This window comes from Limnovirga soli, from assembly GCF_013106755.1.
GTDB lineage: Bacteria > Bacteroidota > Bacteroidia > Chitinophagales > Chitinophagaceae > Limnovirga > Limnovirga soli.
In genome coordinates, this window is sequence record NZ_WHPF01000001.1 from 458,359 (window position 1) to 480,924 (window position 22,566).

Below are 22,566 nucleotides of genomic sequence, written 5' to 3' on the forward strand. Positions count from 1 at the left end.
TCAAGTGGCAGTTTCACTTTTTAAATCGCATTGTATTTATGCCCTTATTTCAATGCACTAATTACAAGTACAGTTTTGATTTTCAACATGCTACTGTTGCTTTTGTTGGGCCATAAATTGTTTAAACACTTCACCATTGGCTCTTAAACTTGCATCTGTATTTTGCAGTGCTTTTGCGCCACCTTCCCCATCGCCGCTAAACCAAATACAATATTCCAGGCCGGCTGTATTAAAAGCATTTAGCATGGCTTTGGTTAATGCCGCAGAACTGCTTCGGGTGCCACTCTCGTTAGAAATAATTTTTTTACCGGTGGCATTTTTTACAAAATCAATTATGGCTGCAATAGCATTTGGCGTTATGTTCACGACCGACTCATCGGTACCGCCATCGCTGTTTTTAATGGGCTCGTAAATATGAATATTTACATAATCCAGTGGCAAAATTTTGTATGCCTTTATTAAACTATCAGCCCTTGCTATTAAGCCATCTACTTCGGGATTGGAACCTGGGTGTTGGACGGCTTTTAATATGGCTGGTTTTATGCATAAACCGGCAAATGTATTGGCCTGCGCCGGCATACCGCGTTGCAAAAAATCTTTGTACACCAATAAACAAAGTTCTTTATTGGTTAAACCTCCATTGGTTACTCTAACTCCATTTGCATGCGCAACACTTATAGCTGCCGAAAGCTGATTGATATAATCTCTTACCGGTCCGCTATGGTATTTTTTTATAAGCTCTTCGTTCTCTATTACAATTAAGGGTGGATGATAGGTTTGTAAAATATTACTGAGTATTTTTTTGTACACCACTGTATCTGTTGGGTAGGGCACGGGGGTTTTACCGCCCTCTCTATTTTGCGCAACACCCCAGTTTATATTGGGTATTACTGTAAAACCAGCTTCTAAAAACTTACTATAGCTTTCATCATGACCATTCCACTTTTGCATTATAATGGCATCGCGAACAATTGGAACATCCAGTTTTTTGGCTACTGCAATTTTATCGGGCAAGCTTAATGCGCCATTTACCAGCACCCCATATTTGGTTTGTGCCTGCGCTACAGCAAATAGGCAAATGAATAAGGCGGTTATTTGTGTTTTCATGGTGTGGTTTTAAACAATACTACGCTTACTCTATTTTTTTGAGTGTTAATGTTTATTCACCATAGGATGCACTTTTGTAATAGCAGTTTAACCGCATGCATTAATTTAACTTATTACCACCTGTATTTTGCGTGAGGGATAACAGCGGAAAGCCCACAGCGAAACGAAGTGCAGCGAGGACTTGCAGCGAATAGCCCGACCTGCAAGGGCACGCCCTTATTGCATTATTTGCTGCCATAAAAAAGCCCCGTATTGTGGTACGGGGCTTTTGAAATTTTTAAACCAGTATTTTAGTAACCTGGGTTTTGCGTTAGATTGGCATTAACCCTTAACTCTCTTTGAGGGATTGGGAAAACCAATTTAGGATCGTTCCAGGATATTAAGCCTACATTTTGCTCCAGGCGTTTTGCATCGTGCAGGGCATTGCCTTCGAAAGCAAGTTCAAGCTTACGCTCTTTTAAAATAGCATCGAGTGATAATTCTTCGCTACCTAAAGGTGTAAGATTTACACGCTCTCTGATAACATTAATATCGTCCAACGGCTCAGCACCATTGGCAGTACCTAAACGAAAATTAGCTTCGGCACGTATCAGGTATAACTCGGCCAAACGAATAAGGTGCACATTGCCATAGATATAATCAAATTTGCCGATATATATTGAGCCACCTGAATTGTAAAACAAATCCAGTCTGGCATCGCCGGCCTCATATAAATCTAAATGTTCCTGTTCAATTTGAATATCGCCACGACCATCGGCAGAATAATAGGTTTGAAAATCGTTAGTGCCTGAACTGGATGTAACCTGTATAGCAAACACATCTTCATCTGTATTACCATCGGTTAGTGGAAAAGCATCTGCATAAGGGTTCATTAGAAATTTGCCATTTGCTGATGCATAATCAATTGATCTGGTGGCTGCGGCGGCTGCATTGGCATAATCGCCTTTTTGCAAATAAATACGTGCCAGCATAGCAGCAGCAGCAGATTTATCAGCAAAGAACCCATTCTCATCGGGTAATTTACTTTCAGCATCTGTAAGATCTGCAATAGCTTGAGTATATACTGCAGCTACGGTTGCTCTTGGCACCTGGCTTTCTGCATTGATTTCTACTGTTGGAGTTAGTATAATGGGTACACCAGCATTTGAGCCGGGGTCGCCATCATTCCATGCTTTACCAAAAAGTCTTACCAGATCGAACAAAACGGAGCCCCGGATAAATTTAGATTCGCCTTCTACTTTGTTTTTTTTATCATCGGCAACCACATCCAGGTGATTAAGCACATTATTAACATCGTTAATAGCTGTATAGCCGCTTAACCAGGTGCCTGCAACAAAGCTATTATCTATAAGAATAGCTTTATTTTTCATTTGTGTTAACTGTTCAAATGTACCAGACCAGCTTATTTCTGTGGTATTGGCCAATAAATCAGCAGCAACAAACATGGTGCCACCATAGAGGTTTGAAGCACCAAGATGAGAATAGGCTCCTACCAGTGCTACTTCTACATCTTTACCTGTTTTAAAAGCATCTTTGGTATCGATACTTTGGGTAGGAGTAGTATCTAATTCTTTGCTACAGCTAAGTGCACTAATGGTGGCCGTAAGCAATAATATATTAATTATTTTTCGTGTCATGTGTAATAGATTTTAGTTGTGTATAAGGGTTACAGACCAAGGCTAAAGCCAAATACAATTGTTTTTAACTGAGGGGCAGAATAGAAATCTACACCTTGTGTAATGTTGGAAGCAGAATAATCGGCATTTACTTCAGGATCCCATCCTTTATAGTTGGTGATAGTAAATAAATTTTGTGCCCTTACATAAAATCTTGCTCTTTCAATTTTTACTTTCTTAAGCACTGAAGCTGGAAGATTGTAAGCCAAGGTTACTGCTTTAACCCTTAAATAAGAACCATCAGAAATATACCTGCTGGAATTATTGGTACCATTTGCATAAAACATTCTTGCTTCAGGCACCATAGTTATATCACCTGGTTTATCCCATGCAGCTAACTGATCCAGGGTTTGGTTATCGAAACCATTACTACCACTGGCCGACATGAACTGACCACCACCATTAAATACTTCATTCCCCTGAACACCTTGTAATAAAACATCCAGGTCTATGCCTTTATAGCTAAAAGTATTGCTAAAACCATAAAAGAAATCAGGAACAGGGCTACCTACAACCACATCCTGCGCGGCATTATAATCGTTGGTAGTAGTTCTATCTAAAGTACCATCAGATTTAGTGGTATTCAGGTAATATAAAGCATCTCCATTGGCTGGATCAGCACCTGCAAATTCTCTGGTAAAGAATACACCTAATGCTTCACCTTCTTTGGCTTTATTTACATCACCGCCCAATACCTGACCATCAAGATTGGTAATCTTATTTTTATTAGCAGAGAAGTTAATGCTGGATGTCCATCTGAAATTCTTGGTATTGATATTGGTAGTATTTACGGTAAATTCTAACCCTTTATTGTTTAGGTTACCAATATTTCTAAACTGGCTGGAAAAACCAGAAGTACCAGGCACTTCTACATCCAATAAAAGGTCTTGTGTTTTTCTTTCGTAATAATCTACTTCTATTCCAAGTCTGTTATTAAAGAAACTTGCTTCAAAACCAACATCAAAACCTTTGGTAGTTTCCCATTTCAAATCGGGGTTTGGAATTTGTGTTGGTCTTTGACCTGCCTGACCACCATATGCACCATCACCAGTGTATAAACCACGGGATGCAAAGTTGGCAATTTCTCCATTACCGGTTAAGCCGTAGCTACCTTTTACTTTCAGGAAGTTAAGCCACTTCACATTTTCAAGAAACTTCTCTTCGCTTAATATCCAACCCACAGACGCTGCAGGGAAGAAACCATAACGGTTGTTGGCACCAAACCTGGAAGATCCATCATACCTGCCACTTAAAGCCAACAGATACTTATTATTAAACTTATAGTTAGCTCTTAAGAAATAAGACAGAAAACTAAACTCGCTGGCAGAAGATGTTGCATCTACTTTAGAGGCCGCACTGGCCAGTTTTTTATACGCATCACTAGGAAACTCTTCGCCTTCCGCTAATGAAGAGGTACTGGTTTGTTTCTGGAAACTCATACCACCAACCACATCTATTACATGTACATCTTTAAATGTTTTGGCATACTGTACGAAATTGTTGGTATTAATGTTTAGTAATTGATCCGAAGAGAAAAAGCCGCTACCATTTGGTACACCTGTGTTACGTGCTGTAACACTACCATAGTAAGCTTCTTCTGTTTGATTTAGCTGATCTACACCAAACTCACTACGGAATACCAAACCTTTTGCCAGATTAACATTGGCATATACATTACCCAGCATCCTGTTTACCAACGTTGCATAAGATGAATTATCCACACTTAATAATGGATTGTAATAAACGGGAAAGTTAGTATTGGGGTTACCGGTTGCCAAATCAAGGGCACCACTTGGTAATCCTGTTCTTGGATCGATAATAGGTGTTATTGGCGATAATGCTACAATCTGTATCGGCGTTGAAAACGCATTATCATTGGATACACGGTTGTTTTGAGAACGGGCAAAACTCATATTCATACCAACAGATAACCAATCCTTTACTTTATGGTCTACATTTAAACGACCATTGTATCTTTTATAAGAGTTTCTTACAATAATACCATCCTGATCAAGATACTGACCGGAAGCAAAAAACTTGGTTTTATCGTTACCACCAGATAAGCTTACATCATATTGGGAAATAGGTGCTTTTTGAAAACCCTGTTCCTGCCAATCAGTATTTACTTTTGCAGTTTTCCAATCTTCATTCCCAGCAGAATAGCGGGTAAAACGGCTCTCTGTGTAGCTCATCCAGTCTGCAATAGCATCTTCTTCAGTATCATAATAACCGGCTAAAAAATCCTGATGTGCAGCACCTACCGCAGCTCTGCTAAAATAATCAACAAACTGGGTAGCATTTAAAAACTCTCTTTTACCAGTTGGCTTTTGGCTACCGGTAAAATATCCAATATCAATTTTAGAAGTACCGTTTTTACCCTTTTTTGTGGTAATAAGTACAACACCATTAGATGCACGTGAACCATAAATGGCAGCAGCCGATGCATCTTTTAATATTTCGATAGACTCAATATCGTTGATATTTATATCAGATAAAGGATTGGTAGGAGACCCGTTGCTGGAAAGACTGGCAGTAATTACAGGAATACCATCTACTACATACAAAGGTTCGTTGCCAGCAGAAACAGATGACGCACCCCTAACCCTGATATTGATACCCTGACCCAATTTACCATTTTGCTGTTGTACCAATACACCTGATGCACGGCCCTGTATAGCACTCTCAAAACTGGTAACAGGGGTATTGGTTAATTCTTTTGCACCCACTTTTGCAATAGAACCGGTAACATCTTTTTTAATTTTTGTACCATAACCCACTACTACTACTTCACTTAAAGATTGTGAATTTTGCGAAATGGCAATACTTAGTTCATTACCAGTAATAGCTACAATAAAATCGTTGTAACCAACGTAAGTAATAACCAGTTCCTTTACATTGTCTTCCACTTTCAATGAAAATTTGCCATCTGCAGATGTGCTGGTAATAGCTTTGCCATTCCTGGCCTTAACGGTGGCTCCTGCAACAGCAGAGCCATCTTTTGCGTCTGTAATTTTTCCCGTTACAACCCTGCCTTGCGCAAAAGCAGCTGTTGCGGTAAATATCACAGCGAGTAATAATGCAATTGTTTTCCTCATGTGTGTGAATTTTGGTTAATATATAAAAATAAAATTGTTTACGTAACGTGGTTACAGGTAAACAAAGCAGTTCAGATTTTCACAAGTATACAGTATTATTGACAGGCTCATTAATTTTAATGCTGCTTTTTATGTAATAAATACCAATAAATTGCTTTTTCCGCAAAAAAATAGCAGTTTATTAAACTTTTTTTAGATATACTGCCAATTATTAATAAATAATTTAACCGGATTTGCCGATAAAACGCCTGCCGCAGCAATATTTAAAATGACGAAAATTATACTTATAACATTGAAATACAACAAATTCACATTTTTGTTTATTAGCCTCACATTTAATTATAGGGCAGCTTTACTTGCGTCGCACTCTTGTACGGCATAATATAAATGAGCAGGAGGAAAAACCCTAGAAAAACCAATAAAATCGTCTTGCGCCCCTATTCCAAATAATTGTTACAAATCAGGTAAATAGACAAATACAGTAAATTATAATTTTTAATTATTTGATTATCAATTATTTAATTTTTATTTACACAAAACCCACCTCATAATTAGTGCAAGTCGGCTTAAAAAAAAGCAACCTGAATAAGGGCTTAAAAGTTTTCAACAAGCCCAAAATTAATTTTGAAATGTAGCTCATTATTGTAATTTAGTGGCAGAATTTAATGGGTTAGTAAGTAAGGAAGGTTAGCATTTTTGCTAACCTTTTTTTATTGCTGCACCGTTTTAGGGCGAATAATATAACAGTAAACACCTTACAACTAATCAAGTTTTTGTTGCCATAAAACCCGAACCCCGAACCGAGCGTGGCAAGTATAGCTACATAGGTAATCTCCTGTTTGTAACACTACAATTTCTTAATTAAATAATTTGGTCTGTTTTATTTATTAGCATTTAAATATTCAGCAAATACATTCATTGGCAACTAAATAGGTTTATAATTGCCTTAGATGAATACAAGTAAAAAATATTAGCATTACCCGTATTATCTTTATACAATGAGCAAAATAAAAACTGCTTTTTTTTGCAGCAACTGCGGATATGAAAGTGCCAAATGGTTGGGTAAATGCCCATCGTGCAATGAATGGAATACTTTTATTGAAGAAGTAATTAATAAAGGCGCCGATAAAAGCAACGACCCATGGAAAAACTATAATAACGATAAAAGAACACATGCTACCATTGCATTGCAGGATGTTACCAGCAAAGAAGAACATAGAATTGTTACTGCCGACCCAGAACTAAACCGCGTATTAGGAGGCGGTATTGTTGCGGGCAGCATAGTATTGGTTGCAGGCGAACCGGGAATTGGCAAAAGCACCTTACTATTACAGGATGCCCTTGAATTAAAAAATATTACCACCCTTTACATTAGTGGCGAAGAAAGTGAACAGCAAATAAAAATGCGTGCCGACAGGTTAAAGATTGTAAATGAAAATTTTTACCTGCTAACAGAAACATCAACGCATATCATCTTTCAGGAAATTAAAAAACTAAAACCGCAACTGGTAATTGTAGATTCGGTGCAAACACTGCAATCAGATATAGTAGATTCTACACCGGGCAGTATTACACAAATTAGGGAATGCACTGCCGCATTTCAACGCTTTGCCAAAGAAACAGATACACCCGTTATATTAATTGGACATATTACCAAAGATGGTACTATAGCAGGCCCCAAACTACTGGAACATATGGTTGATACCGTATTGCAGTTTGAAGGAGACCGCCATTACGTATACCGCATTTTACGAACCCTGAAAAACAGGTTTGGCAGCACGGCCGAATTGGGTATTTATGAAATGACAGGAGATGGTATGCGGGCCGTACTTAACCCATCGGAAATTTTAATAAACCAAAAAGAAGATCAATTAAGTGGAAGTGCCATTGCAGCCAGTATGGAAGGGCTAAGGCCCTTGCTAATTGAAGTACAGGCATTGGTTACACAAAGCGTTTATGGCACACCGCAACGCACCGTTACCGGTTTGGATTTAAGAAGGCTGCAATTACTTTTGGCCGTTTTAGAGAAAAGAGGTGGATTTGCATTTGGAGTTAAAGATGTTTTTGTAAATATTGCCGGCGGCTTAAAAGTAGAAGACCCCTCCATTGATTTGGCGGTAACCTGCGCCCTGCTTTCATCCTACGAAGATGTGCCGATGCCCCAACATATTTGCTTTGCTGGTGAAGTAGGATTAAATGGTGAAATTAGAGCCGTAAACCGCATAGAACAAAGAATTGCCGAAGCAGAAAAACTGGGATTTGAAAAAATAATTGTTTCAAAATTTAATAAAAAAGGATTTGATAAAAACCAGTTTACCATAGAAGTAGTGGCTTTAAGCCGGGTAGACGAAGTATACCGTTACTTGTTTTGATTTTGTTTAGTTTCAATTTTACTTTTAAATTGTATAATGATGAAAACCCTTTCATTATACCTGCAGCATTTTCTGCATTTATTTTTTCCGCATACCTGCGAAGGCTGCGGCACAGATATTTTAGATGATAAAAGTATTTTATGCGCCGCCTGCTTTACTAATTTACCTGTTACCGGTTTTATGGGGTTGGAAGGCAATACTGTTGAAAAAATTTTTTATGGAAGGGTAAAAATAGCTGCTGCTGGCAGCGCTTTTTATTTTAATAAAAACTCAACCATACAGCACCTGATTGCTGACCTAAAATACCATCGCAATAAAGAAGCTGGCTTTTATCTTGGTAAACTATTGGGAAATGAGCTGGCAAAAACTAACAGGTTTAATAATGTTGATGCCATTATTCCCTTGCCTTTAAACCCGCGTAAAGAAAAGAAACGGGGTTATAATCAGGCGGCAGTTATTGCAGAAGGTATACAATCTGTTTGGCCAAAGCCAATTTTAAATAATAAAGTAATTAGAAAAATATTTACTGATACTCAAACACATAAAAACCGCGTTAGCCGCTGGCAAAGCATGCAGGGCGTATTTGCCGCAGAGCAAATAGAAATATTGCAGCACAAACATCTTTTATTGGTAGATGATATAGTTACCACCGGTGCTACACTGGAAGCCTGTGCCACCGCCATTTTGCAGGTTCCCGGCACTACCGTAAGTATTGCTACAGTTGCCTACACCTTATAAAAAAAGAACCCCGTACAAAATGTACGGGGTTCTTTTTCAATTATATGGGTTAGTTATTCCTGTACTACCAATCTAAATCCGTTACCGTGAATATTCACAATTTCAATTTTCTCATCATCTTTCAGGTATTTACGTAGTTTGGCTATGTAAACATCCATGCTACGACCATTAAAATAAGTATCGCTGCCCCAAATTTTCTTTAATGCCCTTTCGCGTGGCAATAAATCATTCTTATGTTCGGCAAGCATTTTAAGTAACTCATTTTCTTTAGGCGATAATGTTTGTGTTTTACCATCGTGTATCAATTCACGCAGTTTGGGGTTAAAATGATAACGTCCCAAATCAAATTGCATGTTTTCGCTTTCGCGGTTTAATTCTTCGTTACGCTTAAGTATGGCTTTAATTTTCATCAGCAATACTTCACTATCAAATGGCTTGGTTATATAATCATCAGCGCCCAGTTTATAGCCTTGTATAATGTCTTCCTTCATGGTTTTTGCACTTAGAAAAAACAATGGCACATCAGGATCTATATCCCTTATTTCTTCTGCCAGTGTAAATCCATCCATATGTGGCATCATTACATCCAGCAAACAAATATCATATTTCTCCCTTTGAAAAGCTGCCAGACCTAGCCGGCCATCTCTTTCAAGTGTAACATCATAATCGCTTAATTCCAGGTAGTTTTTTAGTACCATACCAAGGTTCTGATCGTCTTCGCAAAGCAGAATTTTGTATTTAGTCGTATCCATAATTCTTTGTTTAATTAGCTTAAAATTACTTAATTAAAGTGTTACGCAAACATCGGGCAAATATTTGTTAAGGAGTTGGCAATTATTACAAGTTTTACAAAACCGGTATTGACTGGTATTTTAAGTACTTGCTAGTTTATAAAAGAACTATTTATGTAACCGGCAGCCGGTTTTTATGGCATCACCGCTTGCCACGCTCGGTTCAGGGTTCCTCCCTTGTGGTGACAAAAAATACATTTGCAGATCTAGAGATTCGCACATCCGCTCATCTCCACATCTCCGCATTCGCTCATCTCCACATTCGCACATTCGCCTCCCCCTTCCCACTTGTTGCATGTAGTTTCTGCCGTACAAGTGTGCGACGCAAGTAAAGCTGCCACCTGAATTTTGGCCCGGTACAAAACCTTGTATTTAGGGAATTACATCAAATAAAAAACGCCGCAGATATTGCGGCGCTTGCTATTGTTTGCAGCATTTTTATTGAATAAGCTTGGTTATTTGTGCAATGGGTAAGGTATTGGCCAAAGCAAGAAAAGCAGCTTCGGTGGTATTGGTAGCTTCGAATGTTAACAGTGAACTGCTAAAGGGCATTTCCAGCTTAAAGTTGGCGCCGCCATTACTGTTATCAGATTTTTCGAGTCTGGCTTTATAGCCCTGTACTTTTACTGTTTTATTGTTTTCATCGCGCATCATACCGGCCATTGGCATATTTAAAATGGCATTGATGGAGCCAATAAGTGGTGAGTTGCTGATAATTTCTATGGTGGCATTATTAAGGCTGCCTAACCCATAACTGCGGTGTATGGTGGCGCCAATATAACCCACATTGGAGGTTACATTATCTTTTTTAGCAACAGTGCTCATGGTATCCAATTTGGCAGGCAATAGTTTTAAAACTTCTTTACCTATTACAATATCTAACTCCTGCAAAGCCTGTTGCAGGGCAAAATGCGTGTCTTCCAGTTTACCAGAGGCATAGGATGATTTTGCAGTGCTAATTTCAGTTTTAAAATCCTGTGCATGTATCAGTGCGGTAAAGCAAAAACTTATTGATAATATGAGTATCTTTTTCATGTGGTTTTTTATTTATTGTTCACCAAGCATTTTTTTAAGTCCATCTATATCAAACGCAGCAGCCGTATTGGTTACTTCAGTTTCATCGGCATAGTTTACACATTCCCAAACAATCATAGATGACTGGCCTAAGGGAACAATAAGGGTATAGCCTTTACTGTCATCGTATTGAATGATGGCTTTATTACCTTTTACTTTTATTTGCTTAATATTCTGGTCGTTCATATTGGCCTGCATGTAAGTATTGTTAAAATACAAATAGGCCAGACTGGAATACATTAGGTTATTACCAATACTGATAGTGGCTTCTTTATCCTTACCATCGGTATAAACCCGAAGGATGGTAAGGTTGTTCCAGCCCCATTGTGTGCTAACCAGTTTATCCTGTAAAGTATCTGCTGGCAAACTATTTACCGTAATAGGTAGAGATTTGAGAATTTCTTTACCTATTTGCAGTTCAACACCAATTAGTGCCTGTTGTATGGCATAACGTGCATCGCTGTAATTGCCGGCGGTATTAGCAGTTTCGGCTTCCTTTATTTGCTCTGCCACATCAGGGGGTGGTGTGTTTTTTAAGCCGGCACCACCTTTGTTTACAGGCTTACCATTAGGGCCAGTACCTGTGCCACTACTACCCTCTCCATCTGCAGGCAAACCTGCAGCGGTATTGATGGTGCTGTCAACTTTTTTGTCGAGCACTTTATTGGCAGCCTGGTTAACCTTGTCTTTTAATTTTTTAAGCAACTGCGCCTGTGTATTATTAAAGGTGAGCACTGAACAAAGTATCAATACCAGGAATGTACCCTTTTTCATATGGGATAATTTTATTGAAGAATGTAAGTAAAATTATTAAATGCTTAAGACACCATAAAAGTTATTTTGGCTACAAAATAGATGTGGCAGCTTACAATCCATTACAAAAAGCAATTAATTCGTTTAACTGTTTTTCGTTATTAAACCTGATATCATGCGTTTTTATATATGTTTCAACTTCTTTGCTTTTTGCCGGAAATAACTTTAAGAAAGTAGCCTTATTGGCGGCTTTTACTTCTCCCTCATTTGCAATTAAATACCAGTCGTACTTTTTTCTTACCACGGCATCCTGGTTAATCATTAAACTGTACGTATTATAGGAATCGCTATAATTTTTACTGTTATCAATGGCAGACGTGGTATTGGCCTGGCCATAGGCGCCAATTTTTTCATATTCAATTTTTATTTGCTTTCTAACCGCCAGCTCTATATCTCCATTTTTTGATACCACTTCCTGATAGCCACGATCGTAATAAAATACAACTTCACCTACCGAAATAAATTTCACCTGCTCAGGATTGGCAATGGTTAGCGTATCGCCGGTATTTGTTATAAAGCGCATTTCGCCGGTAAGCAGGTTATAATTAAACAATGCGGTGGCTGCCTTATTGTATTTATAAAATACAGTGCCTTTCGTAAACTGGGCAAAGCGGTAGGCGCCAAATTCAGAAACTGCTTTCATAAGATCTTCGCCGGCATGTACCCTTATTTTTTCCTCGCCTTGTGCATAGGAAACGGTAGCTAACAGGGCAAAGAATACGGTGATGAGCATTAATTTCATATTGATTACTTTATTGAGAGATATAAAATTAGCCATAAAAAATATTTACGGGTACCATTTTATTTTAATGGTATTCTGCCGTTTATTTTCAGTTGCTGCCAGCAGTACAGAAAGTAGAAGAGTGCGACGCAAGTAAAGGCAAATAACGTACCATAGCAGGGCAAATAATACAGCTTAAATTCATAATTTTTGTACAATTAGCAACTTAATAAAATGAAATATTTCTTATTGAAAATTGAATCTGCTAACTTTCCACAAATGTTTTAGCTATGCCAAAGAATGATGAATTTTTACAAAAAGTACAGGAAGGATATACTTTTAAAGGAGAACATGTAAAACTGGGCAGCGCCATGCTGGATGGGCAGGTGGTTAATGGCGCCGATGTTTTTTTACCACTAAAAATGCTTAACCGCCATGGGCTTATTGCCGGCGCTACCGGTACCGGTAAAACCAAAACGCTTCAAATGATTAGCGAGGTATTAAGCGATGCCAGCATACCCGTTATTATGATGGATATTAAGGGCGACCTGAGTGGAATTGCAGCAGCTGGAACGGTAAACAGCAAAATAACTGAACGATGCAATATTTTAAATGTAACCTATACGCCTGCTGCATTTCCGGTAGAATTAATGACCCTGAGTAACGAAAAAGGCATAAGGCTAAGGGCCACAGTTACTGAGTTTGGACCAATATTATTAAGTAAAATATTGGGACTAAACGATACGCAGGGCGGACTGGTATCTATGCTGTTTAAATATTGCGATGATAACCAGCTACCCTTACTGGATTTAAAAGATTTTGTAAAGGTATTACAGTATGCAGGCAACGAGGGCAAAGCAGATTTGGCCGCCGCCTATGGTAATATTTCTACCACATCTACCGGTACCATATTACGTAAAGTAATTGAGTTGCAACAACAGGGCGCTGATGTATTTTTTGGAGAACCCAGCTTTGAAGTAGACGACCTGATGCGCATAAGTGATGATGGCCGCGGGATGATAAATATTTTGCGAGTTACCGATATGCAGAGCAAGCCCAAATTATTTTCTACGTTTATGCTGCAACTATTGGCTGAATTGTATGCTACCTGCCCCGAAGAAGGCGATATGGATAAGCCAAAGCTGATTATGTTTATTGATGAAGCACACCTGTTATTTGAAGAAGCTACAGATGCTTTATTAAAACAAATTGAAACTGTAATTAAACTAATACGATCCAAAGGCATTGGCATTTATTTTTGCACCCAAAACCCGCAGGATGTACCAGCTGCTATATTAAGTCAACTGGGCTTAAAAGTACAACATGCCTTGCGTGCCTTTACTGCAACAGATAGAAAAACTATTAAACAGGCGGCAGAAAATTTTCCTGAAACAGCATTTTATACTACCGAAGATTTGCTTACACAAATGGGTATTGGCGAGGCGCTGATAACCTTACTAAACGAGAAAGGCATACCCACCCCGCTGGTACATACCATGCTTTGCCCGCCACGTAGCCGAATGGATGTGTTGAGCGATATGGAAATTGATGCCCTGGTAAGCAAAAGCAAGCTGGCAAATAAATATAACCGTGTGGTAGATACTGAAAGTGCCTACGAAATTCTATCAGAAAAAATACAGGAAGCTGCAGAAAAAACACAAAAAGCCGAAGCCGAAAAACAACAAGCCAAAGAACAAAAAGCAGCACCAAAAGAAAAAAGTTTTTTTGATAGTGCCGCAGCCAAACAAATAGAGCGTACCGCCGCTTCCATCATTACCCGCAGCCTGTTGGGTGCACTGGGTTTGGGTGGGCGCAGTACCAAAAGAAAAGGTTTGTGGTAATTATTTGCCACAAACCTTTTATCTATTATTTTATTAGCCGGACAATACAATATGCATTTAGCACCGCTTGCGTCGCACTCCTGTACTGCAACAAATATTGCAGCAAATTATTCTTCCTGAAAACGTTTGTCTCTTATAAAAGATTCGTCATCAAGTGTTTTAAGAAAAGCAATGATGTGTTGTTTTTCACCATCAGATAATGCAATACCTGTGGTGCCATTATTTAGTAAAGTGCTGTCCAAAGTAGCCGTTGCTTTAACACCACTGCTATAGTGGTTTAACACTTGTTCCAATGTGGTAAAGCGGCCATCATGCATATAAGGCGTAGAGTAAGTTAGATTGCGTAAAGTAGGCACTTTAAATTTTCCCATATCCTCTGGCATAAGTGTAACATTATACCGCCCCATATCTTTTTCAAAACTTGAAGAAAGTCCGTTATTTCTAAAACTGCCATCAGTAAAAAGATCTGTTGCATGGCAATTGCTGCATTTTGCTTTCACTAATGCCAGGCCGTCTAATTCATCTGTAGTAAGGGTTATATTGTTTTCTTTGCGTACGTATTGGTCGTATTTGCTATTGGCTGAAACCATGCAAAGCATAAACTGAGACAAGGCTTTTGTAAAGGTTTGTGTAGTAATCTCTTCACTACCAAATGCAGCTTTGAATTGTTGTTTATAAGCAGAAATCTGCTGTAATTTAACAATAACATTGGCCACCGTTTCATCCATTTCAACTGGGTTTTGAATGGGATTAAAAGCCACCAAATCAAAATTATGTACACCCCCATCCCAAAAAAAATCCTTACCCCAGGCCAGGTTAACCAACGACAAACTATTGCGTTTCCCCAACTGGTCGTTAATACCATGGCTAACCGTATGGCCATGTTGTGTAAATGCAGAAGTAGCAATATGGCAAGAGCCGCAGGAAACAGAATTATCTTTTGAAAGTATGGGATCGTAGAAAAGAGATTTCCCTAATTGAAAACCATCCCAGCTTACCGGGTTAGCTGCCAAATTATATACCGGTTCAGGAAAGTTAACAGGCAGCAATACACCAATTGCCGGCTTATCAGATGATTTGTCACAGGCTGACATTAACAGCACATAACAAAGCAAATAACAAATATAAATTAAACGCTTTTGCATAAAAACCTATCTATAAATGAAATAATATACAGCAAGCAGAAACAAATACATTTCAACTTGCTGTACATACCAGTACCTAACGGGGTTTTACCCTTGTAAACAAGGCATTAACTACATACATAAAGTATACAATTGTTGCATGCCCTGCTAATCGTTGTGTACGTGATTAATAGAAAACATATGCTGATAATTATTTGCAATAGTAGTTGAGTAAGGTGCAAACATTACCATTGGGTCTGTAGCTACACTAATATTGGTGGTACCATTAAATAATTTCATTGCATCTACATACATATGAATATCCGGCTGGCGGTTGGTTCGCACCATAATTGGATCTTCGGGTGCAATTAGTTTAATTGTTTTAATATTATTGATAGTTGCACTGGTAGTGCCACCAAAACCTCCGATATGATACATAAAAGTATTTTCCATAGTAGATTGCGCAGAAGTACCCTCGGTTTTTAGAAAAATATAGCCACTGTTCCAGCTCCAGTACATATCCTGGCCTTCACCGGCGGGGTCCAGCACACCCGTTCTTTGTTCAACGGGAGCAGCACACTTGGCACTATCCACACCCAATACAAATTGAATGGCGGTATAATCACCGGCAGGAATATTACTAACCAATGGCCCCCTGGATTCTTCTACATCATGCTGTACCAAATAATAGCAGGAGTCTTTAGGCACCACATAGCTGCTGCCATCTGCCTTTATAAATACCACATTGCTGATATAATAATTAAACTTGGTAAAGCTAATTTGTTCACCTGCGGCTGTAGTATAAGTAGTACCAAATACCAGTTCGGCGTCCCCTGCACGGTTATCAAATTCAAGACTAACTTTTCCGGTGCCTGTAGCCGGTGAATCACTGCTTTTTTTACAGGAAAAAATAAATGTTGCACATAAAATAACCAATAAAGTATGTTGTATATTTTTCATGAGTTTCTACACATTTGTAATTAAAGAATAATAGTAATATGGGCCGTACATCTTGCATGTGATTGTAACAGCCCGTCATTCGAATTTTCACTTACCGGCAATTGGGTGCCTATGCCCAATGCCAGGTTTTTATAATACACTTCTGCACCAATGGTGTACAGCAGGGTATGTCCGCCGGTTAATGCAACCGTTTTGTTGTTATTGGTATTAATACCTACATTTTCAAACTGCAAACCAGTGGATGGTAAAAAGGTAACCCGTTTGGCATTTTGCCAGTAGAACAGTTGTACAGATGAATTAAACTGATTGCCATAACGGTAACCATCACCATTCTCGCCATTTAATTTATACATGGCCTGTGCGCTGGCACCAAGCTTATTTTTGCGTATGGTATAGGCGCCATTTAAAATATAATCGGTACTGCCGCTGCCTGTTTGCATGGTTTTACTAACCAGCAAATCGTTATAGGTTTTAGTAGTACTGCCACTGGGTAATTTAATACCCGCACCCAATTGCAGGGTTTGCTTTAGTCCATTTCCTTCCTTACTTACCGTATTTAGTAGAGTATAACTGGCCACTACAGAAACATCTCCAATACCCTGGGTGGTAGTTGGTTTACCACTTTCGTTTCTATGAAAATAGTGATAAGGCAATTGCGTCATTATTTGCCATTTTTTACTGGCATTCCAGCGGCCCCATATTTCTGTGGAGGTATAGTAATCATTACCTGTTATCAGGCTCTCAGGATGTGTACTGGTAAAGCTTCTGTAATACATGCGCATACCCAAAAAACTACTATTAAACCTTGGCAAAATAGTACTGTACATGCTTCCGGTGCCAGAGCACCCGCAAACATCACAGGCATGGGCGGTTGTAAACATTAGCGAACAAGCCAGTACAAATATTGACTTATTCATAAATAAAATTGAAAGATGAAATAATTGAACTGCAGCAATTATACCTGCGGAGGTCGGAAACAGTTCAACAACACTTCCTGGGTATGAAAGTGGGATATACCGGTTGAAAAACTGGTTTTGTTGATAGCTTTTGCAAAATGTATTTGCGCTACTGACACTACAAATAATTGAATTTCAAATTTTTCTTTAGAGGAATTGCTTAAGGGCGAGCCGGGTTTTTCTTCTTTATCTAATTGCTTGCTTAAGTAACAATGGCCATTACAATGCAAGTCTGGTTTAGCCTTATTTACGCATAATTCCTGTGCAATATATTGCTCATTTATATCAAAACACAATACCAGCAAGCCTTTGCTAAAGCTAGCCAGCAGTGTGCAAAACAGTAATATGGTTACGCAAATTTGCTTCATTAAGGCTGCGAAGTTAACAATGCAAAAAATCAATTGGGTGATTTGCGTCAATATTTTAAAAAATTAATTTTAAAATGCTTTTTGTACCCGGCATCAAATCCAATGGCATCGCCGCTTGCGTCGCACTCTTGTACGGTTGGAACAGCGAGGGGCTGCGGATGTGATGATGTGCGGATGGGAGGATGTGAAAGTGGGAGGATGTGCGGATTTGAAGTTGTGCGGATTTGTTTATCGCGAATGTGCGGATGGGAGGAGGTATGATTGTATTTTTTTGATGCCACGAAGGAGGGACCCTGAACCGAGCGTGGCAAGTAAAGCCTGATGGATGATTTGCACTTGACTACAATCCTATTTTACGGCAAAGTAACGTGTAATGTTACTGGAAGCGATACAAAAAATGTGGTACCCTTATTAGCCATTGTTTGAAACCAAATTTGTCCATTGGCTTTTTCTACAATGCCTTTGCATATGGCTAATCCCAAACCTGTTCCTGAAGATTTGGTGGTAAAATTGGGCGTAAATATTTTGTGTTGCATGGCTGCAGGTATACCCGTACCACAATCGGTTATGGCAATAATGATTTGCTGTTGTTCTATTTGCTGATTGATGGTTATTTCAATATTATTTTGGGTATTGCTGGCTTCTATTGCGTTTTTAATAAGATTGGTAAATAGCCTGTTCATTTGAATTTTATCGGCAGTAATGGTATAAATACCTTCCATTTTTTGCCATTGAATATGTATGGAAGCATCAGCTGAAAATAAACGGATGATGGATGCCAGCACATCTGTAAGATCGAATGTTTCCTCGTTAACAATGGCAATATTGGCGAACTGCGAAAAATCTCCGGCAATTTTAGAGAGCTGATCTATTTGCTCTACCAGGGTTACCGCTACCTGCTTACTAAGTTCTTTTACGTTGGACTGATTATTATCGATGGCTTTTTGGAGGTATTGTATACTTAGCTTCATGGGCGTAAGCGGGTTCTTAATTTCGTGTGCTACCTGACGGGCCATTTCACGCCAGGCACCTTCCCGCTCACTACGAGCAAGGGCTTCGGCACTATCGGTTAGCTTTTTAACCATTTTATTGTATTCGTTTACCAGCTCGCCCAATTCATCATCTTTTTTCCATACAATAATTTCGTTAGCACCACCAAAGCTGATGAGTTTCATTTTATCGGCAATAAATGTAAATGAGGAGGTAATGCGTTTGGTAAACCATATGGCAATTGCCCCCGCCATAATAAAAATTAGTGCATTTAATATAATAAGGGCAATGAGGAAATTGGATATTTCCTGGTTAAGCTCATTTTCAAGATTAATGTAGGGGATATTCAAATAGGAAAGTGTATTACCCATTTCGTCTTTTACCGGTACATAAATACTACGGTAGGCAAAATCCGCCACCTGCTCTTTCTGGATGAATTGCGTATAGCGTTTGTAATGCATGGCATCGTAAGCCACACGGTTCATTTTAGTGGTAACAATCTTATTATAAAAAAGGTATTGCTGAGAGGAGGCTTGCAGGTTGCCACTAAGATCATAAAAATTGATATCTGTATTATGGGTGGCCGCTATTTCTACAATACTATTTTCAAATGCAAGATTTAGGTCGAGGTTGTTTACATCAAACATTTCGCTGGCTACCACCCTGCTTTTTGCGAGTCGCTCAATTTCGTTTACCACTATCCTAACGGTACTTACCAGCTTTTCGTCGTTGGCTTTATCAAAACGGGCAATAAAAAAGGTGATGGTAGTAATTCCTATAATGATAAAAGAAACCAGACTTACTGAAACAATGATAGTTTGAATTTGCGTACGCAAACTAAAGCGAAATATCTTTTTTATTTCTATCCATTTAAAATGCGTTTTAAATAAAAGGTTACCAAAGTGCTGCAGCAAAACCAGCACGATAAATATGCCAAAAATATAGGCGAAAAAGGTAACTGAAGCAGAGAACCAATCTTCCTTTTTAGTCACCACTATTATCTTATTATCACTGCCTTTTGTCCATAGTTCGCTATACCCGTTTTTACTGGTAAAATAAAACTCCACTTTGGGTAAATCGGCTCTGGAAATAGTATCGTTAAAATTGTAATTGCCGCTACTTTTAAACAGGTGATTTTTTACATAAATGGCATAAGGATAGGTACCGGTTGATATTTCATTATCGTAAAGTACCTGCCGGAATAATTCCGGTGTGAGTGTTTCTTTGGTAAAGTTTCTGGGACTAATAACCATAAACACATAGCCTGCAATGCCATAGCCTGATGAGGAGGGCACATCCTTTTCGTAAATATATACGAACTGATCGAGACCTGCTTCGTAATAATAGAGTCCATCTTTATTATTAGCCGGTACTGCTTTATTGGCTATCAGTGCTTTTAACTGTAAATAGCTGGCTGAATCTTCGTTATTGAGAGGCTGTTTGTTATTATCGAAAGTGTAAATTCTGGTATTGAAGTTATTTACAAACCCCCTGAAATTGGCATTGATGAGTTTTTGTTTTAGCTGTGTATTTTCATAGGGATCATAAAATCGGCTAAAGTTTTTTTGAAGAAATATATCTGATAACTGTTCTACCGCCATATTAATAATGGTTTCGCTGGCCTGCTGGGTACTAAGACTTATTTTATCAGCAAAATCTTTTCTTTTCTTTTGCTCAAGTGATGCGTTTTGATACATAAGCAAAACTGTAACTGTAGCCATAAGAAAAATGCTCCATGCCATAAAGAAAGGCGCATCGTAAAAGGAGAGTGTTTCATCCTGTTTGCGCATATCTGTTAACACGTAAAATAAAATCATCCAAACAATTACAATAAACGTAAGACCCGTTGAGTTAATAAAAGCTACCCTTAATGCCACTAATAACAGGGCGCCAGCCAATAAAATAATTAACCGCCAATAAAGGGAGAAACCTGCCAGCCTGCTAATACTACATAATAACTGTACCAGATAATAATAGCTTATAACAATAAAACAAACAATTATAAACCCTATAAGTGTATACTCATTCAGTGAAAAAAAATTGGCTACATCAAATGATAATTTATCTGAAGAATCAATTATTAAACTACTTAAAAAATAAGTGGTAGAAATTGTAAGTAATGGCAAAACTACCAATGCCGCAACCGAGGATACTTTTTTAATTTGTTGGGTTAGTTGCTGCAATTTATCATTGATAAAACTGAAATGAAATTTTATAAAACTAACCATCCAGTAAAACAAAATTGCATTAATAAGCAAATCGCCTAAAGAGGGGTGTATATAACTGGATGCATAAATGTCTGCATCAAACAATTCCAGTTTTCTAAAATTAAAGGGGAATGAAAAATTATAACTGATTAAACGAGCAGTAAAAACTACAGAAAACAAAAAAAAGAAGCCTGGGGCCAAACCTGTCTGCGACACTACTGCAGTGGCCAGTGAGTTTATAAAAACCATTAATAAAATAATGGCCGCTACTCTTAAAATAATTGAAATATTTTCCGGCTGATCAAAAAGCGCATTATCCTTTTTACTTACATAATACAGCGGCTTACCACTTTCATCAATAATGGGAGGGCCAATATTTTTCTCGTCAATTATATAATTTTTGGCAAGCTCAGGATAATCTTCAAAATGATTGGTAAGATTACTATTCTCGTACAAATATTGCCAGTAAACAGGTATTAATCCTGCAATTATATAGGCCTTATCATCTTTTCGGATAGTCTTTTTTATTAAAACAAAATAGCTCTGTTGATAAGTAACCGCGTAATTACCATCTGGTTTGGCAATATCGGCAGTATTGATTTCCATTTTATTGGTATTCCAGTAAAGAGGAACAGGATTACCCAAATCGTTTACTACATAACTATAAAGACCAATATTATCGGTTAATTTATCTAGTTCTTCTTTTACGGGGGGCAAACTATCACTTATCAAACTTTCAATAAGGTTTGTTTGGGTAAACAGCTGATTGAAATAGGCTTCCTTTTCGGCTATATGCCTGGAAAGCACCGTTGCTACTTTTGTAGCATTTGAATCGAAGGAAAAATAGTTGGTAAATAAAAAAGATAGCGTATACAGCCATGCTGCTGTGATAAACAGATAACCATGCTTGTATGATGCCTTTTTTAATATATTGATCAACGGTTGCTGTTTTCTTTTTTAATATGGTTCCAAAGTTCATCCATCTCCTGTAAACTCATTTGTGCCAAACTGTTGCCTTGTTCAGTGGCAGCAGATTCCATTTGCGTGAAACGTTGAATAAACTTTCGGTTTACCTTTTCCAATGCTATCTCTGCATCTACCTGCAAAAAACGTGCATAATTTATAAGACTAAACATCACATCTCCAAACTCTTCTTCAATATGGTTTTGATCCTGCTCGGCAATCGCCTCTTTTAATTCACCTATTTCTTCTTCTACTTTTTTCCAAACATCTTCTCTGTTATCCCATTCAAATCCAACCTGTGCCGATTTTTCCTGAATCCGCGTTGCTTTTACTACAGCAGGCAAGGAACCCGGCACCCCGCCCAATACCGATTTTTTCCCCTGCTTCATTTTAATAGTTTCCCAGTTCTTTTTAACATCCTCATCTGATACAACAGGCAATAGGCTACCATCAGCTGTTACAGGCGGATAAATATGTGGATGCCTTACAATAAGCTTATCGCAAATGGAATGCAACACTTCTTCCAGGGTAAACTTTTCCTGTTCGGTAGCTATGCGTGCATAAAAAACAATATGTAAAAGAATATCACCCAATTCCTCCTTAAGGTTGGGCCAGTCTTCACTGATAATCGCATCTGCCAGTTCATAGGTTTCTTCTATGGTTAGTGTACGCAGTGTATGTATTGTTTGCTTTTTATCCCAAGGGCATTTTTCCCTTAATTCATCCATTATACCTACCAATCTCAAAAATGCAGCTCCTGTATTTTCCAT

General features: G+C 38.3%; 16 protein-coding genes. 3 read left to right on the forward strand and 13 right to left on the reverse strand.

Annotation, left to right across the window (positions count from 1 at the left end; translation table 11 throughout):
- Nucleotides 1-90: 90 nt before the first annotated feature.
- The 3 genes from GD597_RS01725 to GD597_RS01735 form a co-directional block, all read right to left on the reverse strand.
- Nucleotides 91-1,107 (reverse strand): hypothetical protein, encoded by a 1,017-nt coding sequence (locus GD597_RS01725; protein ID WP_171606060.1) that lies wholly within the window; start codon nt 1,105-1,107, stop codon nt 91-93.
- A gap of 290 nt (nt 1,108-1,397) precedes the next feature.
- Nucleotides 1,398-2,744 (reverse strand): RagB/SusD family nutrient uptake outer membrane protein, encoded by a 1,347-nt coding sequence (locus GD597_RS01730; protein WP_171606061.1) that lies wholly within the window; start codon nt 2,742-2,744, stop codon nt 1,398-1,400.
- A gap of 29 nt (nt 2,745-2,773) precedes the next feature.
- Entirely contained in the window at nt 2,774-5,878 is a 3,105-nt protein-coding gene (locus tag GD597_RS01735; RefSeq protein ID WP_171606062.1) for a SusC/RagA family TonB-linked outer membrane protein, read from the reverse strand.
- A gap of 998 nt (nt 5,879-6,876) precedes the next feature.
- Between GD597_RS01735 and radA the strand changes: the two genes are divergently transcribed.
- Both radA and GD597_RS01745 read left to right on the forward strand, forming a co-directional pair.
- Nucleotides 6,877-8,250, forward strand: coding sequence for a DNA repair protein RadA (radA, locus tag GD597_RS01740; RefSeq protein WP_171606063.1), 1,374 nt, complete (start codon nt 6,877-6,879; stop codon nt 8,248-8,250).
- A gap of 36 nt (nt 8,251-8,286) precedes the next feature.
- Entirely contained in the window at nt 8,287-8,988 is a 702-nt protein-coding gene (locus GD597_RS01745) for a ComF family protein (RefSeq protein ID WP_235954150.1), read from the forward strand.
- Between the two features lie 53 nt (nt 8,989-9,041).
- Here GD597_RS01745 and GD597_RS01750 read toward each other — a convergent pair whose 3' ends face one another.
- The 4 genes from GD597_RS01750 to GD597_RS01765 form a co-directional block, all read right to left on the reverse strand.
- A complete protein-coding gene (locus GD597_RS01750) occupies nt 9,042-9,740 on the reverse strand; it encodes a response regulator transcription factor (protein ID WP_171606064.1) in 699 nt (232 codons plus the stop codon).
- Nucleotides 9,741-10,217: 477 nt separating this feature from the next.
- A complete protein-coding gene (locus GD597_RS01755) occupies nt 10,218-10,814 on the reverse strand; it encodes a hypothetical protein (protein WP_171606065.1) in 597 nt (198 codons plus the stop codon).
- Nucleotides 10,815-10,826: 12 nt separating this feature from the next.
- Nucleotides 10,827-11,627, reverse strand: coding sequence for a hypothetical protein (locus GD597_RS01760; RefSeq protein WP_171606066.1), 801 nt, complete (start codon nt 11,625-11,627; stop codon nt 10,827-10,829).
- Between the two features lie 91 nt (nt 11,628-11,718).
- Nucleotides 11,719-12,444, reverse strand: coding sequence for a hypothetical protein (locus tag GD597_RS01765; protein ID WP_171606067.1), 726 nt, complete (start codon nt 12,442-12,444; stop codon nt 11,719-11,721).
- A 233-nt stretch (nt 12,445-12,677) separates the two neighbouring features.
- Between GD597_RS01765 and GD597_RS01770 the strand changes: the two genes are divergently transcribed.
- Nucleotides 12,678-14,228: a helicase HerA-like domain-containing protein gene (locus GD597_RS01770; protein ID WP_171606068.1), complete on the forward strand. Its 1,551-nt coding sequence runs from the start codon at nt 12,678-12,680 to the stop codon at nt 14,226-14,228.
- Nucleotides 14,229-14,335: 107 nt separating this feature from the next.
- Here GD597_RS01770 and GD597_RS01775 read toward each other — a convergent pair whose 3' ends face one another.
- The 6 genes from GD597_RS01775 to mazG all read right to left on the reverse strand — a co-directional run bounded on the left by GD597_RS01775 (nt 14,336) and on the right by mazG (nt 22,566).
- Entirely contained in the window at nt 14,336-15,373 is a 1,038-nt protein-coding gene (locus GD597_RS01775) for a cytochrome-c peroxidase (protein ID WP_171606069.1), read from the reverse strand.
- 147 nt (nt 15,374-15,520) lie between these two features.
- Nucleotides 15,521-16,312, reverse strand: coding sequence for an MbnP family protein (locus GD597_RS01780; RefSeq protein WP_171606070.1), 792 nt, complete (start codon nt 16,310-16,312; stop codon nt 15,521-15,523).
- A 20-nt stretch (nt 16,313-16,332) separates the two neighbouring features.
- The gene (locus tag GD597_RS01785; RefSeq protein WP_171606071.1) at nt 16,333-17,229 is read right to left on the reverse strand and encodes a transporter family protein; all 897 of its coding nucleotides are present in this window, start codon (nt 17,227-17,229) and stop codon (nt 16,333-16,335) included.
- 38 nt (nt 17,230-17,267) lie between these two features.
- Nucleotides 17,268-17,636, reverse strand: a complete 369-nt coding sequence (locus GD597_RS01790; RefSeq protein WP_171605737.1) for a hypothetical protein — start codon at nt 17,634-17,636, stop codon at nt 17,268-17,270.
- Between the two features lie 353 nt (nt 17,637-17,989).
- Nucleotides 17,990-21,772 (reverse strand): sensor histidine kinase, encoded by a 3,783-nt coding sequence (locus GD597_RS01795; RefSeq protein ID WP_171606072.1) that lies wholly within the window; start codon nt 21,770-21,772, stop codon nt 17,990-17,992.
- Nucleotides 21,769-22,566 carry a nucleoside triphosphate pyrophosphohydrolase gene (gene mazG, locus GD597_RS01800; protein ID WP_171606073.1) on the reverse strand — a complete coding sequence of 266 codons (798 nt, stop codon included), beginning with the start codon at nt 22,564-22,566 and terminating at the stop codon, nt 21,769-21,771. Before mazG ends, GD597_RS01795 begins: the two co-directional genes overlap by 4 nt.

Excerpts from the sequence above, each read along its gene's own strand:
- GD597_RS01725 (WP_171606060.1), bottom strand. The coding sequence starts at position 1,107 with ATGAAAACACAAATAACCGCCTTATTCATTTGCCTATTTGCTGTAGCG.
- GD597_RS01730 (WP_171606061.1), bottom strand. The coding sequence starts at position 2,744 with ATGACACGAAAAATAATTAATATATTATTGCTTACGGCCACCATTAGT.
- GD597_RS01735 (WP_171606062.1), bottom strand. The coding sequence starts at position 5,878 with ATGAGGAAAACAATTGCATTATTACTCGCTGTGATATTTACCGCAACA.
- radA (WP_171606063.1), top strand. The coding sequence starts at position 6,877 with ATGAGCAAAATAAAAACTGCTTTTTTTTGCAGCAACTGCGGATATGAA.
- GD597_RS01745 (WP_235954150.1), top strand. The coding sequence starts at position 8,287 with ATGATGAAAACCCTTTCATTATACCTGCAGCATTTTCTGCATTTATTT.
- GD597_RS01750 (WP_171606064.1), bottom strand. The coding sequence starts at position 9,740 with ATGGATACGACTAAATACAAAATTCTGCTTTGCGAAGACGATCAGAAC.
- GD597_RS01755 (WP_171606065.1), bottom strand. The coding sequence starts at position 10,814 with ATGAAAAAGATACTCATATTATCAATAAGTTTTTGCTTTACCGCACTG.
- GD597_RS01760 (WP_171606066.1), bottom strand. The coding sequence starts at position 11,627 with ATGAAAAAGGGTACATTCCTGGTATTGATACTTTGTTCAGTGCTCACC.
- GD597_RS01765 (WP_171606067.1), bottom strand. The coding sequence starts at position 12,444 with ATGGCTAATTTTATATCTCTCAATAAAGTAATCAATATGAAATTAATG.
- GD597_RS01770 (WP_171606068.1), top strand. The coding sequence starts at position 12,678 with ATGCCAAAGAATGATGAATTTTTACAAAAAGTACAGGAAGGATATACT.
- GD597_RS01775 (WP_171606069.1), bottom strand. The coding sequence starts at position 15,373 with ATGCAAAAGCGTTTAATTTATATTTGTTATTTGCTTTGTTATGTGCTG.
- GD597_RS01780 (WP_171606070.1), bottom strand. The coding sequence starts at position 16,312 with ATGAAAAATATACAACATACTTTATTGGTTATTTTATGTGCAACATTT.
- GD597_RS01785 (WP_171606071.1), bottom strand. The coding sequence starts at position 17,229 with ATGAATAAGTCAATATTTGTACTGGCTTGTTCGCTAATGTTTACAACC.
- GD597_RS01790 (WP_171605737.1), bottom strand. The coding sequence starts at position 17,636 with ATGAAGCAAATTTGCGTAACCATATTACTGTTTTGCACACTGCTGGCT.
- mazG (WP_171606073.1), bottom strand. The coding sequence starts at position 22,566 with ATGGAAAATACAGGAGCTGCATTTTTGAGATTGGTAGGTATAATGGAT.